Raw genomic sequence first — 15,793 nt, 5'->3', positions numbered from 1 at the left:
ACCCGTGCGATTACTCCCTAAAAGCGCCTTTGGCCAAACCGTACTGCTGATTGGCGTTTTATTGTTGATCAACCAGGTCGTCTCTTACCTGTCGGTCACCATGTATTTTATCCGGCCCAGTTACGAGCAAATCAACAGCCTGATTGCCACCCAGGCTGCCACACTCAAAACTCACGTGGACGAACTCAACGACCCGGAATACCTGCGTACCTTAAAAGCCCAAACCGGTATTCGCATTTTTACTGATACCGAAGCAAAGGCTGCCAGATTGGGGCAGGCTACCTTTTATCAGTTTATGTCTGCCCAGGTCACCGAGCAGTTGGACGAAAAAGCCGAAGTGCGCATTAGTGCGCCCCAGCTTGATCAGCAATCCACGCCTTATTATGTCTGGATCAAAATCGCCAGCCTGCCAGACAATTGGATCCGCGTACCGGTGTACGGCTTAAGTGAAGCCAATATCTTCCCATTAACCCTGTATCTGTTGCTAATTGGTATTTTAAGTGTGGGTGGCGGCTGGCTGTTTGTTTTTCGCCTTAACCGGCCATTGAGCGCACTGCAGCGCGCTGCAATCAAAGTGGGCCGGGGGCAGTTCCCACCACCGCTGAAAGAAGATGGCACCAGCGAAATGATTGAGGTAACCAAAGCGTTTAACCGCATGAACCAGGGGATAAAGCAGTTAGAGCATGATCGAATGGTAATGACGGCGGGGATTTCCCACGACCTGCGCACCCCACTTACCCGTATTCGCCTGGCCACCGAAATGCTGCCCGAGGATCAGGATTGGGTGAAAGAAGGCATCGTCAGCGATATCGAAGACATGAATGCGATTATTGATCAGTTCATCGAGTATGCCCGGCAGGAACAACAGGAACGCCAGACCATTGCCAACCTGAACCCGTTAATTACCGAATTAACCGATGCCCGTAACACCAATCAGCAGTTTAATCCCTCCGCGGAAGACCGTCAGTCCATTCACCTGGAGCTCAATCCACTGCCGAATATTCCATTGCGTAAAGTCGCCCTCAAACGGGTGCTGGATAATCTGATTGAAAACGCCTTCCGCTACGGCAGTAACCATATAGAAATCACCACCTATTTTGACAAGAAGCAAAACCGGGTGGTCTGTAAAGTTCGGGACTTTGGTCAGGGCATTCCTGAGGATAGTCTGGAAAACGTCTTCCGCCCATTCTCTCAGGGCGACTCAGCGCGCAATTCCGGCGGTTCAGGACTAGGACTGGCCATCACCAAGCGTATTATCGAGATGCATGGCGGGCAGATTAACCTGCGCAATCACCCCGAAGAAGGCCTGATTGCTGAGTTCTGGCTGCCCAGCGAGGGGCTCTAATACACCTGACCTCGCTTAATAATGCGACTGTAAAACCAGGTGGCACTCCAGAGTAGCACCGCTGCCATCGGCACAGCCCAGTAAGCCACTTGAATAGAAGCTATCCCGGCCCAGGCACCGGTACCAAGCGACACCAGTTGCACCCCCATGGCATTCCCGAGAATGGTTATTCCTGATAACAACGGGCCTTTTTCGCTGTCGATATTCATGGCGGCAGAGAGGATTAATGGGAAGAGGCCGCCAAGCCCCAGACCTAACAGGAAGTTACCCAGCATTATCGGCATAAAGGTATCGCCCAGCTTGGCAATAATGGCACCGGCCAGCAACATGGTGCCCAGCACCACCATTAACCGGTGCACGCTAAACCAGCGCAGAAAATACGCAAAGGTCAAACGACTCAACGCCATTCCACCGGTAAAACCAGCTAGCAGCAAGCGGGCTGCATCACCATCAAAGCCCAGGCCCTGCTGTGCGTAACTCACAAACCAGTTAACCGTACCAAATTCCACCGCACCATAGCCAAAACTGGCTACCGCCAACAATAAAAACACCGGCTGACGCACGATAGTGGCAAACGCCAGGGTTTGCTTAGGCGCCGACTCCTGCTGTTTCTCAACCGGTAATTTTGCATTGGCATTGCGCACACTGAGAAAAGTAAACAGCGCCAGAATAACCCACAAACCGGCCAGAAAGTGCAGCGGCAAGCGCCAGTTAGCCTGCCACAAGAAGATAAGCGACACGTAGAAAGACGCCACCAGCGTGCCCAGGCTAAACATAAAGTCCATAATGCCCATCATGGCAAAGCGTTTTTCTACATAGAGCTGGGCGATTACCGTATGGCCAATGGTAATTTTACAGGAGCTCAACACCCCAACAATAAACACAATCACCAGCAATCCCGGCCAGTTTGGCATTAAGCCGGCGATAACGATGAACAGGGCATTTACCAGCGACAAACTGGCAAACAACGGCAAGAACTCAAATCGCGACGCATATTTGCCACCAATAATCGCGCCCATCATCATGCCCAGTGAAAACAATGTAAACAATGCACCGCTAACAAAACTGCTCATAGTCAGCTCTGCCGCCATACGAGGCAGCAGGATCCCCCACATCAGCAACAGGATGCCGAGCAGAAAAAAGCCGCTGAATATTACGGTGGTAGCCAGGGTTCGATTCATTGTTTCTCCATAAGACGTATCAGTCCGGCTCTCAGGTGAGAGTCGGCTACGCTAGCAATAGCATCGAACCTGTGGGCACATCAATAAGAATTCGTATGCAGCGAGTGATTTCGTTAATGTACTTAACAAATCTGGTAATCACCGCCGCATGCAAAAGAAAGTATAAGAAAAGGATTAACTACGCTCGGCTAGCCGTTGCCGCCCACCAGACTCTCCAGGCGCGCCAACTCTTGTTCCAGTGAATTCGCCGGCATTGTAGTGCCAGCCCGGGTATACCAATAACGGGCATTAAACTCATCCCCCTCAACCCGGTGCAGGTAGCCGTGGATCAGGCAGGAAAATTCATCGTTATAGTCCTGAACCAAATCGTGAGAGCCATCCCAGTCACCGGCTCTGGCCAGCTCAAGCGCTCTAATGTGAAAATCAGCCATCAATCAACCGCTTACTGTGAGGCTTCTGGTGCACTGTTATAGCCGCTCTTTAACGCTTCCACGTCAATTTCATCAAAGCGATACTCTGTATGGCAGTACTGACAGTTCATGTTAATTGAACCTTCTTCTTTGATAATCGCCAGCAGTTCAGCTTTGTCGATGTTGCGCAATGCTTCGGCGCTACGTTCACGTGAGCAGGTACAGGCAAAGGTTACCGCTTCCGGCGCATACACTTCAACGGTTTGTTCATGGTACAACCGGTGCAAAACATCCTGTGCAGGCAAAGCAAACAACTCTTCGGGTGTCATGGTTTCAGTTAAGGTGCAGAGGTGCTCAAATTCACTGTCGGCAGTCACGTTAGTGGCTTCACTGCTGGTTGGTACTACCTGTAAAAACATCCCGGCTACCTTAGGCGCGTCCTTGTCTGCTAAGTCAGTATGGATAAATACGCGGGTTGCCAATTGCTCTGAGCGTTCGAAGTAATCTTCAATACAGCCCGCCAGCGAGCCTTTATCGAGCGCCACAACGCCCTGATAACGCTCTCCTTCGGTAGGCGTAATGGTAATAACCAGGACAGCATTAGCCACCAGTTCGGCGAAGCTGGCAGTCGATAAATCGGCTTCCTCATCCCAGCGGGCCACGCCCCGAAGGGTTTGTTCGTGGGTCGCATTAACTACGGCATAACGCACTTTACCCTGGCTTTGAATTTGTAGCCCTACTTCACCTTCAAATTTCAGCGTAGCGGTTAACAAACTGGTGGCTGCGGCCATCTCGGCCAGCAGTTGCTGGATGGCCAACGGATAGTCGGTGCTATGCACGATTGGCTTTAACGTGTCCTGCAATCTAACCAATTCACCGCGCACGCTGGCGTCAGTGAATAAATAACGATGTAACTGATCAAACTGATTCATGGTTTTTCCTGTCTTTCATCAGTGTTATCACTGATGTTTAAATTTAATAAGTTCGCGACGCTGCTTTTTGTCGGGGCGGCTTTCCGGTCGCGGATTATGGAAGCTTTGCGATTTTCGGGCGGCCTGATTCTCTTCCCTTTTAGCGATGCTCTGAGGCGTCTCTTCATATAATAGCTGAGCGTCTTTCGCCGGCAGGCGTTTTTCAGAAACGCCCTGAACGATAAGCTCTTTAACGTCCCAGCCAGCAGGCACCCGGATGGCCGCACCGGGTTCAACAATTTTACCCGGTTTGCTTTTTTGCCCGTTGTAGTGAACTTTTCCGGCCTGAATCAGGTCTCTTGCCAGTGCACGGGTTTTGGTTAACCTCGCTGCCCAGAGCCATTTGTCCAGCCGGACCTTTAGTTCATTGGTTGCATCATTAGCCATCGGTTGTTCTCATGCGTTTAATTACTAAACTGTAATATAATTTTAACCTGATCGGATTAATGTTGTTGCCCCCGCGCAGACTAGGCTATGATGGGAACGTTTTTTCGCGGTTATTTGTTCACCAATTAGTTGTTTTCAGATGATATTAAATCAATCCAGCTTACAAAATTTACCGGCCTTATTTAGCGCTCACCAACCCCGCATTCGACTCGCGGTGGTGGTGTTATTGTGCCTGTATCTCATTGCTTTCGCTGCTGAAATCACCTGGAAACTCATTCCCGAGCCAGATAGCAATGCCAGCCTAGCCGGGCTCAACGCCGCTGGCCCCCGTTCCGCCGGGTCATCATCAAACTCCCAACGTGGGGTCGACATTAGCCAAATACAACGCCTGAATTTATTTGGCGAAGTAAATAAAGCGGTACCACCGCCAGTCCAGGAAACTATAACCGACGCACCGGAAACTCAGCTTAATCTGGTATTGTCCGGTGTGGTATCGACCAGCGCTGAAGATCAGGGTACCGCCATCATTGAAAACCGCGGCAAACAGGCAACCTACGCCATTGGCGAGAAGATTGAAGGTACCAATGCCACGCTTTCTCAGGTTCATACCGACCGCGTTATTATTAAAAATGGCGGCCGCCACGAAACTCTGATGCTCGATGGTCTGGATTTTACCAAGCGCCGCGCTGCACAACAATCACCGGCAACCGGCAGAATTACCCGCGGCAATAACCAAAGTACTGCAACCATGGGCAGAATTGATAACAGTCCGCAGCCGGCTCGCGAGTTAAGTGACGAAGCCGTGGCAGCCACCGAGGCGCTGCGTGAGAGCCCATCCAGCTTTATTGATTTTATTACCGTGACCCCGGCACTCGAAGGCGGCCAGATGGCCGGCTATAAAGTGAAACCGGGTAAGAACCCCAGCTTATTTGAGTCGGTGGGGTTACAAAACGGCGACATTGTGATCCAGATAAACGGGTTGGACTTAACCGATCCGGCGCAGGCCAGAGAGGCCATGGGCGAATTAAGAACAGCGCAGTCCATCGAGCTGACGGTGACCCGCGAAGGCGAGTACATTACACTGTATCTGGACATGCCAGAGCAATAATTTAAGCAAGTAAAACAGGAATTAAACATGAGGCGAGTTGGTCGAACCTGGTTGACCCGAATGAGCGTAGCAATCTGCACCACATTAATGTGTGTGCAGGCAGCGGCAATCGATCGTATGCCCAAATTTCAGGATACGGATATCAACGAATTTATTACGATTGTTGGTAAGAACCTGCAAAAAACCATCATTGTAGACCCCAATGTAAGAGGCAAAATCAGCGTCATCAGCTACGACATGCTGAATGAGGAACAGTATTATCAGTTCTTCTTAAACGTGCTGCAGGTGTACGATTTTGCCGTGGTTGAAATGCCCAACGGTATTTTAAAGGTAGTCCGCTCCAAAGACGCCAAAACCTCCAATATTCCGGTGGTGGAAAACGCGAATCTCGACGGCGACGAAATGATCACCCGCGTAATCCCGGTGTATAACGTGCCAGTACGTGAGCTTGCACCGATTTTACGCCAGCTCAACGATCAGGCCGGTGGTGGTAACGTGGTGAGCCACGACCCATCGAATGTAATGATGCTGACCGGCCGCGCAGCCGTAGTAAACCGCCTGGTAGAAATCATTGAACGGGTTGACCGCGCCGGTGACGAAGAAGTCGACATTGTGAAGCTGCAATTTGCCTCAGCCTCAGAAATGGTGCGCATCATTGAAAGCATCAACAAATCCCAGGGTAAGCAAGCTGCGGGCGGTAAAAGTGAACCCCGCGTAGTAGCCGATGACCGCACCAACAGCATTATCGTAAGCGGCGACTCCAAAGCCCGCAAACGCCTGATTAACCTGGTACAGCGCATGGACCAGGAACTCGAAACCAACGGCAATACCCGGGTTATTTTCCTCAATTACGCCAAAGCCGAAGATCTGGTGAAAGTGTTGCAGGGCGTAAGTGACAGTATACAGGCAGAAGAAACCGCCGGCGCCGGCAATGCCAGACGTACTTCCTCTAATCGTAATGTCAGTATCGATTCACACGAAGACTCCAATGCACTGGTGATCACCGCAGAGCCGGATATGATGCGCTCACTAGAAGAGGTGATTCGCCAGCTGGATATTCGCCGTGCTCAGGTACAGGTTGAAGCCATTATTGTTGAAATGTACGAAGGCGACGGTACGTCTCTGGGCATGCAATTTGTGTCAGAAGCCGGAGGCGGTACGCAGTTTAATAACGGCGTGGTACCGGTAGGCGCGCTGGGTGTAGCCTTGCGTCAGGCAGAAGATCAGACAACTCAGTCAACCTATGTCACCGCAAACGGTGAGGTAGTAACAACTCAGGATACCACCCAGGGCGATTTCACCACCCTCGCCAACCTGCTTGGCGGTGCTAACGGTTTGATCGCCGGGATTGTGGAAAATGGCTGGGGCGCAGTGGTGCAGGCCGTTAGTAACGATACCAACTCAAACGTTCTGGCGACCCCGCATTTAACCACCATGGATAACGAAGAGGCATTCTTTATTGTGGGTCAGGAAGTACCGGTGATCACCGGCCAGACTACCGGCGACAACAACTCTAACCCGTTCCAGACCGTCGATCGTCAGGAAGTGGGTATTAAGCTGCAGGTTACCCCGCAAATCAACGAAGGTAACGCCATTCAGCTAACCATCGAGCAAGAAGTCTCGAGCGTATCCGGTGCCACTTCGGTGGATATTTCAATTAACAAACGTCAAATCAAAACCACGGTTATCGTGGATGACGGCGGCACCATTGTGCTTGGCGGCCTGATTGACGAAGATATTCAGGAGAGTGAATCTAAGGTGCCTTTACTGGGTGACATTCCGATTCTTGGCCATCTGTTTAAATCTACCAGCAGCAGCAAGCGCAAAACCAACCTGATGGTATTTTTACGCCCCAAAATCATTCGTGATGGCGTCACCATGAATGAAATCAGCAAGCGTAAATACAATTATATCCGTGCTGAGCAGCTTGAGCGCCAGTCGCGTGGCGTTGCACTGATGCCTCGCACCGAAACGCCGGTATTACCAAAGTGGGACGACAGCCTGGCGCTGCCGCCTACCTATGAAGATTACCTGAAGCGTCGCGAAGAGGAAGAAGCTCAGCAAAAAGCCCAGGATGGCAACGAATGAGCACCGAAACCAAGCAGCCCGAACTTACCGAATCAGTAGCCAGCGTGGCTGCTGAATCGGCAGAAGAGCTGTTACCGGAAGACACGATAGACGATCAACAGTTGCCCTTTGGTTTTGCCAAGCGGCACAAAGTGTTGCTGGAGCTCAATCAGGAGCCTGCATTGCTCTATCACACCAGCGATACGCCACTGGAAATCTTTAGTGAAGTCCGTCGTTATCATGCCGGTGCACTGGTGCTTAAGGAGCTCCCGCAAGACCAGTTTGAGCCTTTGCTAACCCAGGCTTATCAGCGCGATTCATCGGCAGCCAAACAATTAATGGAAGATCTGGGTAACGAGAGTGATTTATTCTCGCTGGCTGAAGAACTGCCGGATACCGAAGATCTGCTCGACAGCGAAGACGACGCACCCATCATTAAACTCATTAATGCCATGCTCGGCGAAGCCATCAAAGAAGGCGCGTCGGATATCCACATTGAGACCTTTGAGAATCAGTTAGTAGTGCGATTCCGGGTGGATGGCGTACTGCGCGAAATTCTGCGCCCTAACCGCAAACTGTCTTCCATGCTGGTTTCTCGGATCAAGGTCATGGCGAAACTGGATATCGCTGAAAAACGCGTACCCCAGGATGGCCGTATCACGCTGCGTATTGCCGGTCGCGCGGTTGACGTGCGGGTATCTACCTTGCCTTCCAGCCATGGCGAGCGGGTAGTGCTGCGTTTGCTCGACAAAAATAATGCCCGGTTAAATTTAACTGATTTGGGTATGACCCAGGTTAACCGCGATCACTTCTCTACCTTAATTCGTAAACCGCACGGCATTATCCTGGTCACCGGGCCAACCGGCTCCGGTAAAAGTACCACGCTCTACGCGGGCCTCAGCGAAATTAATTCCAAAGATCGCAACATCATGACGGTGGAAGATCCCATCGAATTTGATTTGCAGGGTATTGGTCAGACCCAGGTAAATCCGCGGGTAGAAATGACCTTTGCCCGGGGTTTGCGGGCCATTCTTCGTCAGGATCCGGATGTGGTCATGGTGGGGGAAATCCGTGATATCGAAACCGGCCAGATTGCGGTGCAGGCCAGTTTAACCGGTCACCTGGTATTATCTACCCTGCACACCAATACCGCAGCCGGTGCTATTACCCGTCTTGAAGATATGGGTATAGAGCCGTTTCTGCTGTCATCCAGCTTACTGGCCGTGCTGTCACAGCGTCTGGTACGTACACTGTGCCCGGAATGCAAAACACCGCATTCACCCGGCGAGCAGGAAGCGCAGATACTGGGCTTAAGCGATGCAACGGATGTAGTGATCTATTCACCTAAAGGGTGTGCAGCCTGTAATCAAACCGGCTATCGTGGCCGTACTGGTATTCATGAACTGCTGATTGTTGATGAAGCGGTACGCACCATGATGCATGAAGGCAAAGGTGAACAGGCTATCGAAAAATATATTCGCCAGACCACGCCGAGTATTCGTGAAGACGGTTGCCATAAAGTACTCAGCGGACAAACGTCGCTGGAAGAAGTGCTGCGGGTTACCCGGGAGGATTAATGGCCGCTTTTGCATACAAAGCCATTGCCGCCAACGGGCGCAATAAAAGTGGCGTTCTGGAGGGCGATAACGCCCGGCAAATCCGCCAGCAGCTGCGTGAAAAAGGCATGGTGCCGCTGGAAGTTGAGCAGGTCGCCGAGAAAAGCGCTAAGCAGTCATCTTCAGGATTTCAGCTGTTTCGCCCGCGTATCTCCGCCAGTGATTTATCATTGCTTACCCGTCAGCTTGCCACCCTGGTTGAATCAGCATTACCCATTGAGGAAGCGCTACTCGCCGTTGCCGAGCAAAGTGAAAAGCCGCGCCATAAAAATATGATGATGGCGGTTCGCAGCCGCGTGGTTGAAGGTTACACCCTGGCCGACGCACTCAGCGAATTTCCCAGCGTATTCGATGATTTATACCGCGCTATGGTCGCAGCCGGCGAAAAGTCAGGGCATCTGGATACCGTATTAAACCGCCTGGCCGACTACACCGAAAGGCGCCAGCAAACCCGCAGTCAGGTGATTCAGGCCTTAATTTATCCTGCCATTATGATGTTTTTCGCCATGATGATAGTGGTGGTGTTACTTACCGTAGTGGTCCCCAAAATCGTCGGGCAGTTTGATCACATGGGTCAGGACCTGCCCACCATTACCACGGTGCTTATCGCCATCAGTGAGTGGATGCAAAATTACGGGCTGTATTTGCTGGTCGTTATCATGCTGCTTGTCATTATGTTTCAACGTCTTATTCAGAAGCCCGCTATACGTCTGCGCTATCATCGGGTTCTGCTGAAGGTGCCCATGATTGGCAAAGTTTCCAGAGGGCTTAACACCGCGCGCTTTGCCAGAACCTTAAGTATTCTTACCGCCAGTGCCGTGCCACTGCTTGAGTCCATGCGTATTTCAACCGATGTACTGCAAAACCTGTATATTAAAGAACGTATTGCCGAAGCGGCAGTGCACGTAAAAGAAGGGTCCAGCCTGCGAGCCGCACTGGATAATACCCGGATATTTCCGCCGATGATGATGCATATGATTGCCTCGGGTGAGCGCTCGGGTGAGTTACAACAAATGCTTGGCAGGGCTGCCGATAATCAGGACAGGGAATTTGAGTCGCTAATCAGTGTCTCACTAAAGGTGTTTGAACCTTTGCTCATTGTAACAATGGCCGGCGTGGTTTTATTTATCGTCATGGCCATTATCCAACCAATTCTGGCATTAAATAATATGGTGAATGTGTAATGAAAATGCTTAAACGACAGTCGGGATTCAGCTTAATCGAAATCATGGTGGTGCTGCTGATCATTGGTATCCTCGCTTCGATGGTCGCTCCACAAATCCTGGGCAATCAGGAAGAAGCACAGCTTAAAAAAGCGGCCGTGGATATTCAGCAACTGGAAAGTGCGCTGGAAATGTACAAGCTTAAAAGCAACCGTTTTCCTACCACCGAACAAGGGCTTGATGCCCTGGTAAGTGCGCCGACTCTGGACCCTATTCCGCGTAATTATCCTGCAGATGGTTACATCAAGCGTTTACCGGACGATCCATGGGGTAATCCTTACGTGCTTATCAGCCCGGGAGAAATGGGCACCATTGATATCTTTTCTAATGGCCCGGATGGTGAACCCGGCACTGATGACGATATTGGTAACTGGAACATCAACGACTACCTGAATTAAGGCATTACGCTGTTTATGCGTGCACCAGGCCGTCACCGGTACAGCTTCGCTTTAGCATCGTTGGCGGCCAGCCGCCAGCGCGGCTTTACGCTGCTCGAAGTCATGCTGGTGTTACTGCTAATGGGTCTGGCTGCCGGCTATGTCATCTTTAATGCCTTTTCCACCGACCCGTCAGAACAGCTCGAAAGAGAAGCCCGGCGGCTGCAGGTGGTCATCGACATGGCCAGTGATTATGCGGTACTCAACCAGCAGCAACTGGGTATCTATATTGATCAGGAAAACCGTACCTATAGCTTTATGCAGCTCAGCAATGAAGATGAGTGGCAATTCATGGAAGGCAATACGCTGTATGAGCCGGTGACGCTCACCGAGCCATTCTTTTTTACCCTCAATCTGGATGATCTGCCCTGGCAAACCGAAGACCGGCTTTTTGACCGGGAAATGTTCGACAGCTCACTGAGTGTTAATGAACAGGATATTGAAATTGGCGAGGAAGAGGCGCCGCCGCCCCCGCCACAAATCCTCATCATGTCGAGCGGTGAAATCACACCTTTTAGCCTGGTGTTTCATTATGAGCCAGAGTTTACCAACGATTTGCCCGCCTATTACGTATTAAACTGCCAGGATATGCCACCGCTGGAGTTACTCGGCCCCTTGGAGCGACCCGAATGGGATTGATTTACAAACAACGGGGCATGACCTTACTGGAAGTAATGGTCGCACTGTTTATCTTTGCTATGACCGGCGGCGCCATAATGAAAGCTGCTTCAGAGCACCTCAACGGCGTGGGACAGATTGAAGAAATTACCATTGCCACCTGGGTGGCTAACAACCAGCTAAATGAAATTCAGTTAGAGCGCCCATGGCCGCTGAAAAATAACCTTAAGGGCCAGGCTGAAATGGCCGAACGCACCTGGTACTGGAAACAAGTCGTCAAGGATACCGGCGACAGCGATTTTAAAGCGGTAGAAGTAAGCGTCAGCCTTGATGCAGACTTCAATGACACCATCACCACAGTGATCACCTATTTTGCCAAACCAGCGGAGAACGGCTAATGCGTACCCGCGGCTTTACTCTGATCGAAATTTTAATCGCCATGGCGATTTTCGCCATGCTGGGTTTGGCGTCCACGGCGCTGCTCTCTACGGTAATCGACAGCGACGAAATTTCCAGCGAGAAATTCGCCCGATTACAACAGCTGCAACGCTTTATGCTTATTATCGAACGAGACGTACAGCAGGCAATGCCACGGGCAGTCCGTATGGAAGGCCAGCAAAACAGTATTGTGATGCGTGGCGGTGAAGAAACCGACGACAGCGACGCTGGCGGACTGGCCTTTGTGCGCGGCGGCTGGCACAACCCTAAACTGGCTCTGCCACGCAGCACCTTACAAGGCGTAGCATATCGACTGCGGGAAAATAAACTCGAACGTCTGAATACCGTTTATGTGGATAGCGTACTGGGCACCGAACCTAAAGTCAGGGAAATCCTCGACAACGTGACTAACTTTACCGTTGAGTTTAATACCGGTGGCAGTGAAACCGGCGAAGCGGCCTGGCATGACAACTACATTGGCGAAACCCTGCCGCGGGGAATTCGGATTACCATTACCCTTGCCGACATGGGCGAAATCCAGCGCGTTTTTGCGCTTACGGAGCAAGCGTCATGAGGCATAGCAAACAGCGCGGTGCAGCCCTGTTAATTGTGTTGATGGTAGTCGCTCTGGTAGCCATCATCGCTTCAGAAATGGGCGCCAGACTGCAACTTCAGGTACAGCGGGCCAGTAATATCAAAAGCAGCAACCAGGCTTACTGGTATGCCAAAAGTGCCGAAGAATATGCCCGCATATCGCTGGTAACGCTGATGGAAGAAACCGGCAATAAAATCACCCTGAACCAGCCCTGGGCGCAGGAGTTTGAATATCCCATGGAAGAAGGCGGTATCAGTGTGACCCTGGAAGACATGCAAAGCTGCTTTAATATCAACGCACTGCCCAACGCCAATCAGACCAATGTAAACGACCAGCAACCCACCGAAGCCATGAATGCGTTTGCCCGTTTGTTGCAGCTAACTAACGAAGAGATACCCAGCTTTACGGTAGATACGGTACGGGATTCGCTGGCAGACTGGCTCGACAGTGACGACCGCATGCGCATTTACGGCGCTGAAGACAGTGAATATGCCTCACGCGCATTCCCTTACCTCGCCGCCAACGGGCAGATGAGCAGCCAGTCTGAGTTACGCCTGATCAATGGTGTGGAAGCCGAGTGGCTGGAGGATTTGCTGCCGCAGGTTTGTGTTATTCCCGGCAATGATCAGTTAGTGATCAATGTAAACACGCTGAGCGAGGAGCGCGCGCCGGTTCTGGCTGCCTTAACCGGACTGAGCCTGTCACAGGCCTCCTCGATTATCGCGGCTCGTCCACTGGATGGCTGGGATGACGTCAATACCTTTTTAGCCGAACCGGATATTGCAGCGTTAAATTTGCAGCCGGAACAAACTCAATGGTTTAGTGTGACCACAGAGTATTTTATTTTACATACCAAGAGCCGTTACAATGAAGCAACGTTTGCCATGACAACCGTGTTAAATGCCGCTTCATCAGGCAAAATAGCGGTGTTGCGCCGCGAATTTGGAGTCATAAAGTAATGGAACAGTTAGTTGTTAGGCTGGGTACTAACCTGCACGATCCCGTGCATTGGGTAGTCTGGTCTGCCCCAAGCCAGGAGGTTATCGCCAGCGGCGAATTAGCCAGTGCCGATGCACTGATAAGCCTCGGCGAGCGCACCAGTTTGCGCAGAGCAATCGTGCTGGTTCCCGGCGCGGATGTGCGGCTGTGCAATGTTATTTTGCCTGGCAAGGTCAATCGCAAACTACAAAACGCGATTCCGTTTATGCTGGAAGACGAACTGGCTGAAGATATCGGTGAACTGTTTTTTGCCATGGGCCCTTCTCATGGCACGGAACAATCCGTGGCCATCGTCAGTCACCGGCAAATGGCAAAATGGCAGGGCTGGCTGGACGATGCCGGGATTACTGCGGATGTGATCCTGCCTGATATCCTGGCGCTTCCTCAACAGGAAGATAGCCAATGGGTAGCGCTAACAGTCGGCGAACAGCTAATTGTTCGTCAGGGGTCATGGCAGGGCATGCAGGGAGAACAGGCGTTTCTTACCGGGGTACTTGCCTTACAGGCAAAAGCCCAGCCACAACCGGTTCGCGTAAGTGCACTCACCGACATCGATCTTCACGCGGTCCCCAATATTCATCAGCAAGCACATAACGACGACGTGCCAGCCATTGGCGTACTGGCAAAACACGTTGGTAAAGCATCCTTCAATTTACTCCAGGGGCAATACAAGCCTAAAAAACAACACAATCAGGTGTGGCAAGTCTGGCGTGTACCGCTTATTTTGCTCGCTCTGGTGGTCGTTTTAACCATCGGCGATAAAACACTCCGACTCAATAAACTGCAACAGCAAAATGCCAACCTGACCGCGCAAATCGACGCTCTGGTAAAACAAGGATTTCCGGATATCGGTACCTATCGCAACGTCCGCCTGAAAGTGCAACAGGAGATGCAACGCCTGGAGCAGTCCGGCGACGGCAGTTCGCTACTGGTGATGCTTTCGCAATTAAATACGGCATTCGCCGCGTCGAATATCACTCCACAAACATTGCGCTTTGATGCTAACCGTACTGAGATCCGCATGCAGGCACAGGGTAAGGATTTTAACGCGCTGGATACGTTTAAGCGCAGTGCAGAAGCGGCCGGATTTACTGTAGAGCAGGGCGCTATTAACAACCGCGATGACACGGTCATCGGCACAATGAATATCCGGGGAGCCTCATGAACGCTTTAAAGCAAAAGTTTACTGCTCTCACAGAGCGGGAGCAGCGCCTGGTGCTGCTATCAGGCCTGGTTATTTTACTGGGTATTTTTTACTGGGGGTTATGGGCACCGCTTAATCAGAGTATCAGTCAGCAAAGTCAGTTACTGGAAAGTAATAAGAAACTGGTTAGCTGGGTTGAAGAGCAGGGCCAAAAGGCCGCGCAGCTACGCCGTACTCAGTCGTCGCCCAGACGGGTTACCGGTTCGCTGCCACAGTTGGTTACCAGTACAAGTAGTAATCATTCACTATCTATATCACGCATGCAACCACAAGGTGATGAAATTCAGGTATGGATAGATGAAGCGCCTTTCAACAGTCTGGTGGGCTGGCTGAATGAATTAGAAACGCGAGGTATTGTGATTGAGCAACTCGATGTGGCTGAAGCCAATGCGCCAGGAATGATAAAAGTCAGACGGTTGGTACTTACAAAATGATGGGCATTAACTGGCGCTGGCTGTTAGCCGGTCTTTTTCTTTATTTGTGTTTACTGGTTGCTTACCTGCCAGCATCGCAGGTGGTTAGCCGAATCAGCCTGCCAGACAACGTTAGGGTTGGCAACGTGCAGGGCACGTTGTGGCAGGGCGAAGTTGACAGGGTTATCGTTAATAATATCCCGGTTAATCAGTTAAGCTGGGACGTATCCCCTTGGGCCTTATTCACCGGCCAGCTGGCCGTGAAACTCGATGCCGGTAACATGCGTGACGCAGCATCAATTGCCTTTAACGGGCCGGTTAGCGTGAGCCTGCTTGATTTTCAGGCGGTGTCTGCCGAGGACTTTTTACTGTACCTACCGGTTGATCGGGTGTTGTCTGAAGTGCAATTACCGCTGCCGGTAAATGCCGGCGGTCGGTTTCGGGTTAATATCGAAGATCTGGCATATTCCGCTCAGGGTTGCGACCAGATGATGGCCTATGGCGACTGGTTAAACGCTCGCGTTGCCGGTACGCAGGGGCCCATCGAGCTGGGCACCTTTTCGGCGCAAATCCGCTGTCAGGACGAGCAAATTGTGATTAATGTTGAAGAGCCTAACGCCTTCGGATTGAGCATGCGAGCCTCAGCCCGTCAGGATTTTTCTGGTTTATCCGTAAAAGGGCAGTTCAGACCCGACCCATCACTGCCGCAGGAAGTGCACGAGGCAGCGTTATTTTTTGGTCGCCCGGATGCCAATGGCTACACCCAGTTTGAGCTTTAATC

17 protein-coding genes are annotated in these 15,793 nt (G+C 51.4%); 13 read left to right on the top strand and 4 right to left on the bottom strand.

Annotated features, from left to right (window positions below; genetic code table 11):
* Positions 1–4: 4 nt before the first annotated feature.
* Entirely contained in the window at positions 5–1,345 is a 1,341-nt protein-coding gene (gene envZ / locus C6Y40_RS01865; protein WP_105933067.1) for a two-component system sensor histidine kinase EnvZ, read from the top strand.
* On the opposite strand, the gene C6Y40_RS01860 is transcribed toward envZ, so the two are convergent.
* The 4 genes from C6Y40_RS01860 to hslR form a co-directional block, all read right to left on the bottom strand.
* Positions 1,342–2,526 (bottom strand): MFS transporter, encoded by a 1,185-nt coding sequence (locus C6Y40_RS01860; protein ID WP_105933066.1) that lies wholly within the window; start codon positions 2,524–2,526, stop codon positions 1,342–1,344. The two genes, envZ and C6Y40_RS01860, sit on opposite strands and share 4 nt — an antisense overlap.
* A 188-nt stretch (positions 2,527–2,714) precedes the next feature.
* The gene (locus C6Y40_RS01855; protein WP_105933065.1) at positions 2,715–2,957 is read right to left on the bottom strand and encodes a hypothetical protein; all 243 of its coding nucleotides are present in this window, start codon (positions 2,955–2,957) and stop codon (positions 2,715–2,717) included.
* Between the two features lie 11 nt (positions 2,958–2,968).
* Positions 2,969–3,868: an Hsp33 family molecular chaperone HslO gene (gene hslO, locus C6Y40_RS01850; RefSeq protein WP_105933064.1), complete on the bottom strand. Its 900-nt coding sequence runs from the start codon at positions 3,866–3,868 to the stop codon at positions 2,969–2,971.
* Between the two features lie 27 nt (positions 3,869–3,895).
* Positions 3,896–4,294: a ribosome-associated heat shock protein Hsp15 gene (hslR, locus tag C6Y40_RS01845; RefSeq protein ID WP_105933063.1), complete on the bottom strand. Its 399-nt coding sequence runs from the start codon at positions 4,292–4,294 to the stop codon at positions 3,896–3,898.
* A gap of 139 nt (positions 4,295–4,433) precedes the next feature.
* Between hslR and gspC the strand changes: the two genes are divergently transcribed.
* The 12 genes from gspC to C6Y40_RS01785 are packed head-to-tail and all read left to right on the top strand — an operon-like array spanning position 4,434 to position 15,791.
* Positions 4,434–5,402: a type II secretion system protein GspC gene (gene gspC / locus C6Y40_RS01840; protein ID WP_105933062.1), complete on the top strand. Its 969-nt coding sequence runs from the start codon at positions 4,434–4,436 to the stop codon at positions 5,400–5,402.
* A 60-nt stretch (positions 5,403–5,462) separates the two neighbouring features.
* Entirely contained in the window at positions 5,463–7,490 is a 2,028-nt protein-coding gene (gene gspD / locus C6Y40_RS01835; RefSeq protein WP_420836919.1) for a type II secretion system secretin GspD, read from the top strand.
* Positions 7,487–9,046, top strand: coding sequence for a type II secretion system ATPase GspE (gene gspE, locus C6Y40_RS01830; protein ID WP_105933060.1), 1,560 nt, complete (start codon positions 7,487–7,489; stop codon positions 9,044–9,046). Before gspD ends, gspE begins: the two co-directional genes overlap by 4 nt.
* Positions 9,046–10,269: a type II secretion system inner membrane protein GspF gene (gene gspF, locus C6Y40_RS01825; protein ID WP_105933059.1), complete on the top strand. Its 1,224-nt coding sequence runs from the start codon at positions 9,046–9,048 to the stop codon at positions 10,267–10,269. The genes gspE and gspF overlap by 1 nt, the downstream gene beginning before the upstream one ends.
* The gene (gene gspG, locus C6Y40_RS01820; RefSeq protein WP_105933058.1) at positions 10,269–10,706 is read left to right on the top strand and encodes a type II secretion system major pseudopilin GspG; all 438 of its coding nucleotides are present in this window, start codon (positions 10,269–10,271) and stop codon (positions 10,704–10,706) included. The genes gspF and gspG overlap by 1 nt, the downstream gene beginning before the upstream one ends.
* Before the next feature lie 15 nt (positions 10,707–10,721).
* Positions 10,722–11,384 (top strand): type II secretion system minor pseudopilin GspH, encoded by a 663-nt coding sequence (gene gspH / locus C6Y40_RS01815; RefSeq protein ID WP_105933057.1) that lies wholly within the window; start codon positions 10,722–10,724, stop codon positions 11,382–11,384.
* Positions 11,375–11,761 carry a type II secretion system minor pseudopilin GspI gene (gene gspI / locus C6Y40_RS01810; RefSeq protein WP_105933056.1) on the top strand — a complete coding sequence of 129 codons (387 nt, stop codon included), beginning with the start codon at positions 11,375–11,377 and terminating at the stop codon, positions 11,759–11,761. The genes gspH and gspI overlap by 10 nt, the downstream gene beginning before the upstream one ends.
* Complete coding sequence (gene gspJ / locus C6Y40_RS01805; RefSeq protein ID WP_105933055.1) at positions 11,761–12,375, top strand: type II secretion system minor pseudopilin GspJ; 615 nt, start codon at positions 11,761–11,763, stop codon at positions 12,373–12,375. Before gspI ends, gspJ begins: the two co-directional genes overlap by 1 nt.
* Positions 12,372–13,355: a type II secretion system minor pseudopilin GspK gene (gene gspK, locus C6Y40_RS01800; RefSeq protein WP_105933054.1), complete on the top strand. Its 984-nt coding sequence runs from the start codon at positions 12,372–12,374 to the stop codon at positions 13,353–13,355. The genes gspJ and gspK overlap by 4 nt, the downstream gene beginning before the upstream one ends.
* Complete coding sequence (gene gspL, locus C6Y40_RS01795; RefSeq protein WP_105933053.1) at positions 13,355–14,560, top strand: type II secretion system protein GspL; 1,206 nt, start codon at positions 13,355–13,357, stop codon at positions 14,558–14,560. The genes gspK and gspL overlap by 1 nt, the downstream gene beginning before the upstream one ends.
* Complete coding sequence (gene gspM, locus C6Y40_RS01790; protein WP_105933052.1) at positions 14,557–15,033, top strand: type II secretion system protein GspM; 477 nt, start codon at positions 14,557–14,559, stop codon at positions 15,031–15,033. The genes gspL and gspM overlap by 4 nt, the downstream gene beginning before the upstream one ends.
* The gene (locus tag C6Y40_RS01785) at positions 15,030–15,791 is read left to right on the top strand and encodes a type II secretion system protein N (RefSeq protein ID WP_240621818.1); all 762 of its coding nucleotides are present in this window, start codon (positions 15,030–15,032) and stop codon (positions 15,789–15,791) included. Before gspM ends, C6Y40_RS01785 begins: the two co-directional genes overlap by 4 nt.
* Positions 15,792–15,793: the final 2 nt, after the last annotated feature.

The sequence above is a fragment of the Marisediminitalea alba genome (assembly GCF_002993365.1).
GTDB classification, from domain to species: Bacteria; Pseudomonadota; Gammaproteobacteria; order Enterobacterales; family Alteromonadaceae; genus Alteromonas; species Alteromonas alba.
Note: the sequence above shows the minus strand (reverse complement) of the source record. Positions and strands in the feature narration are given on the sequence as shown.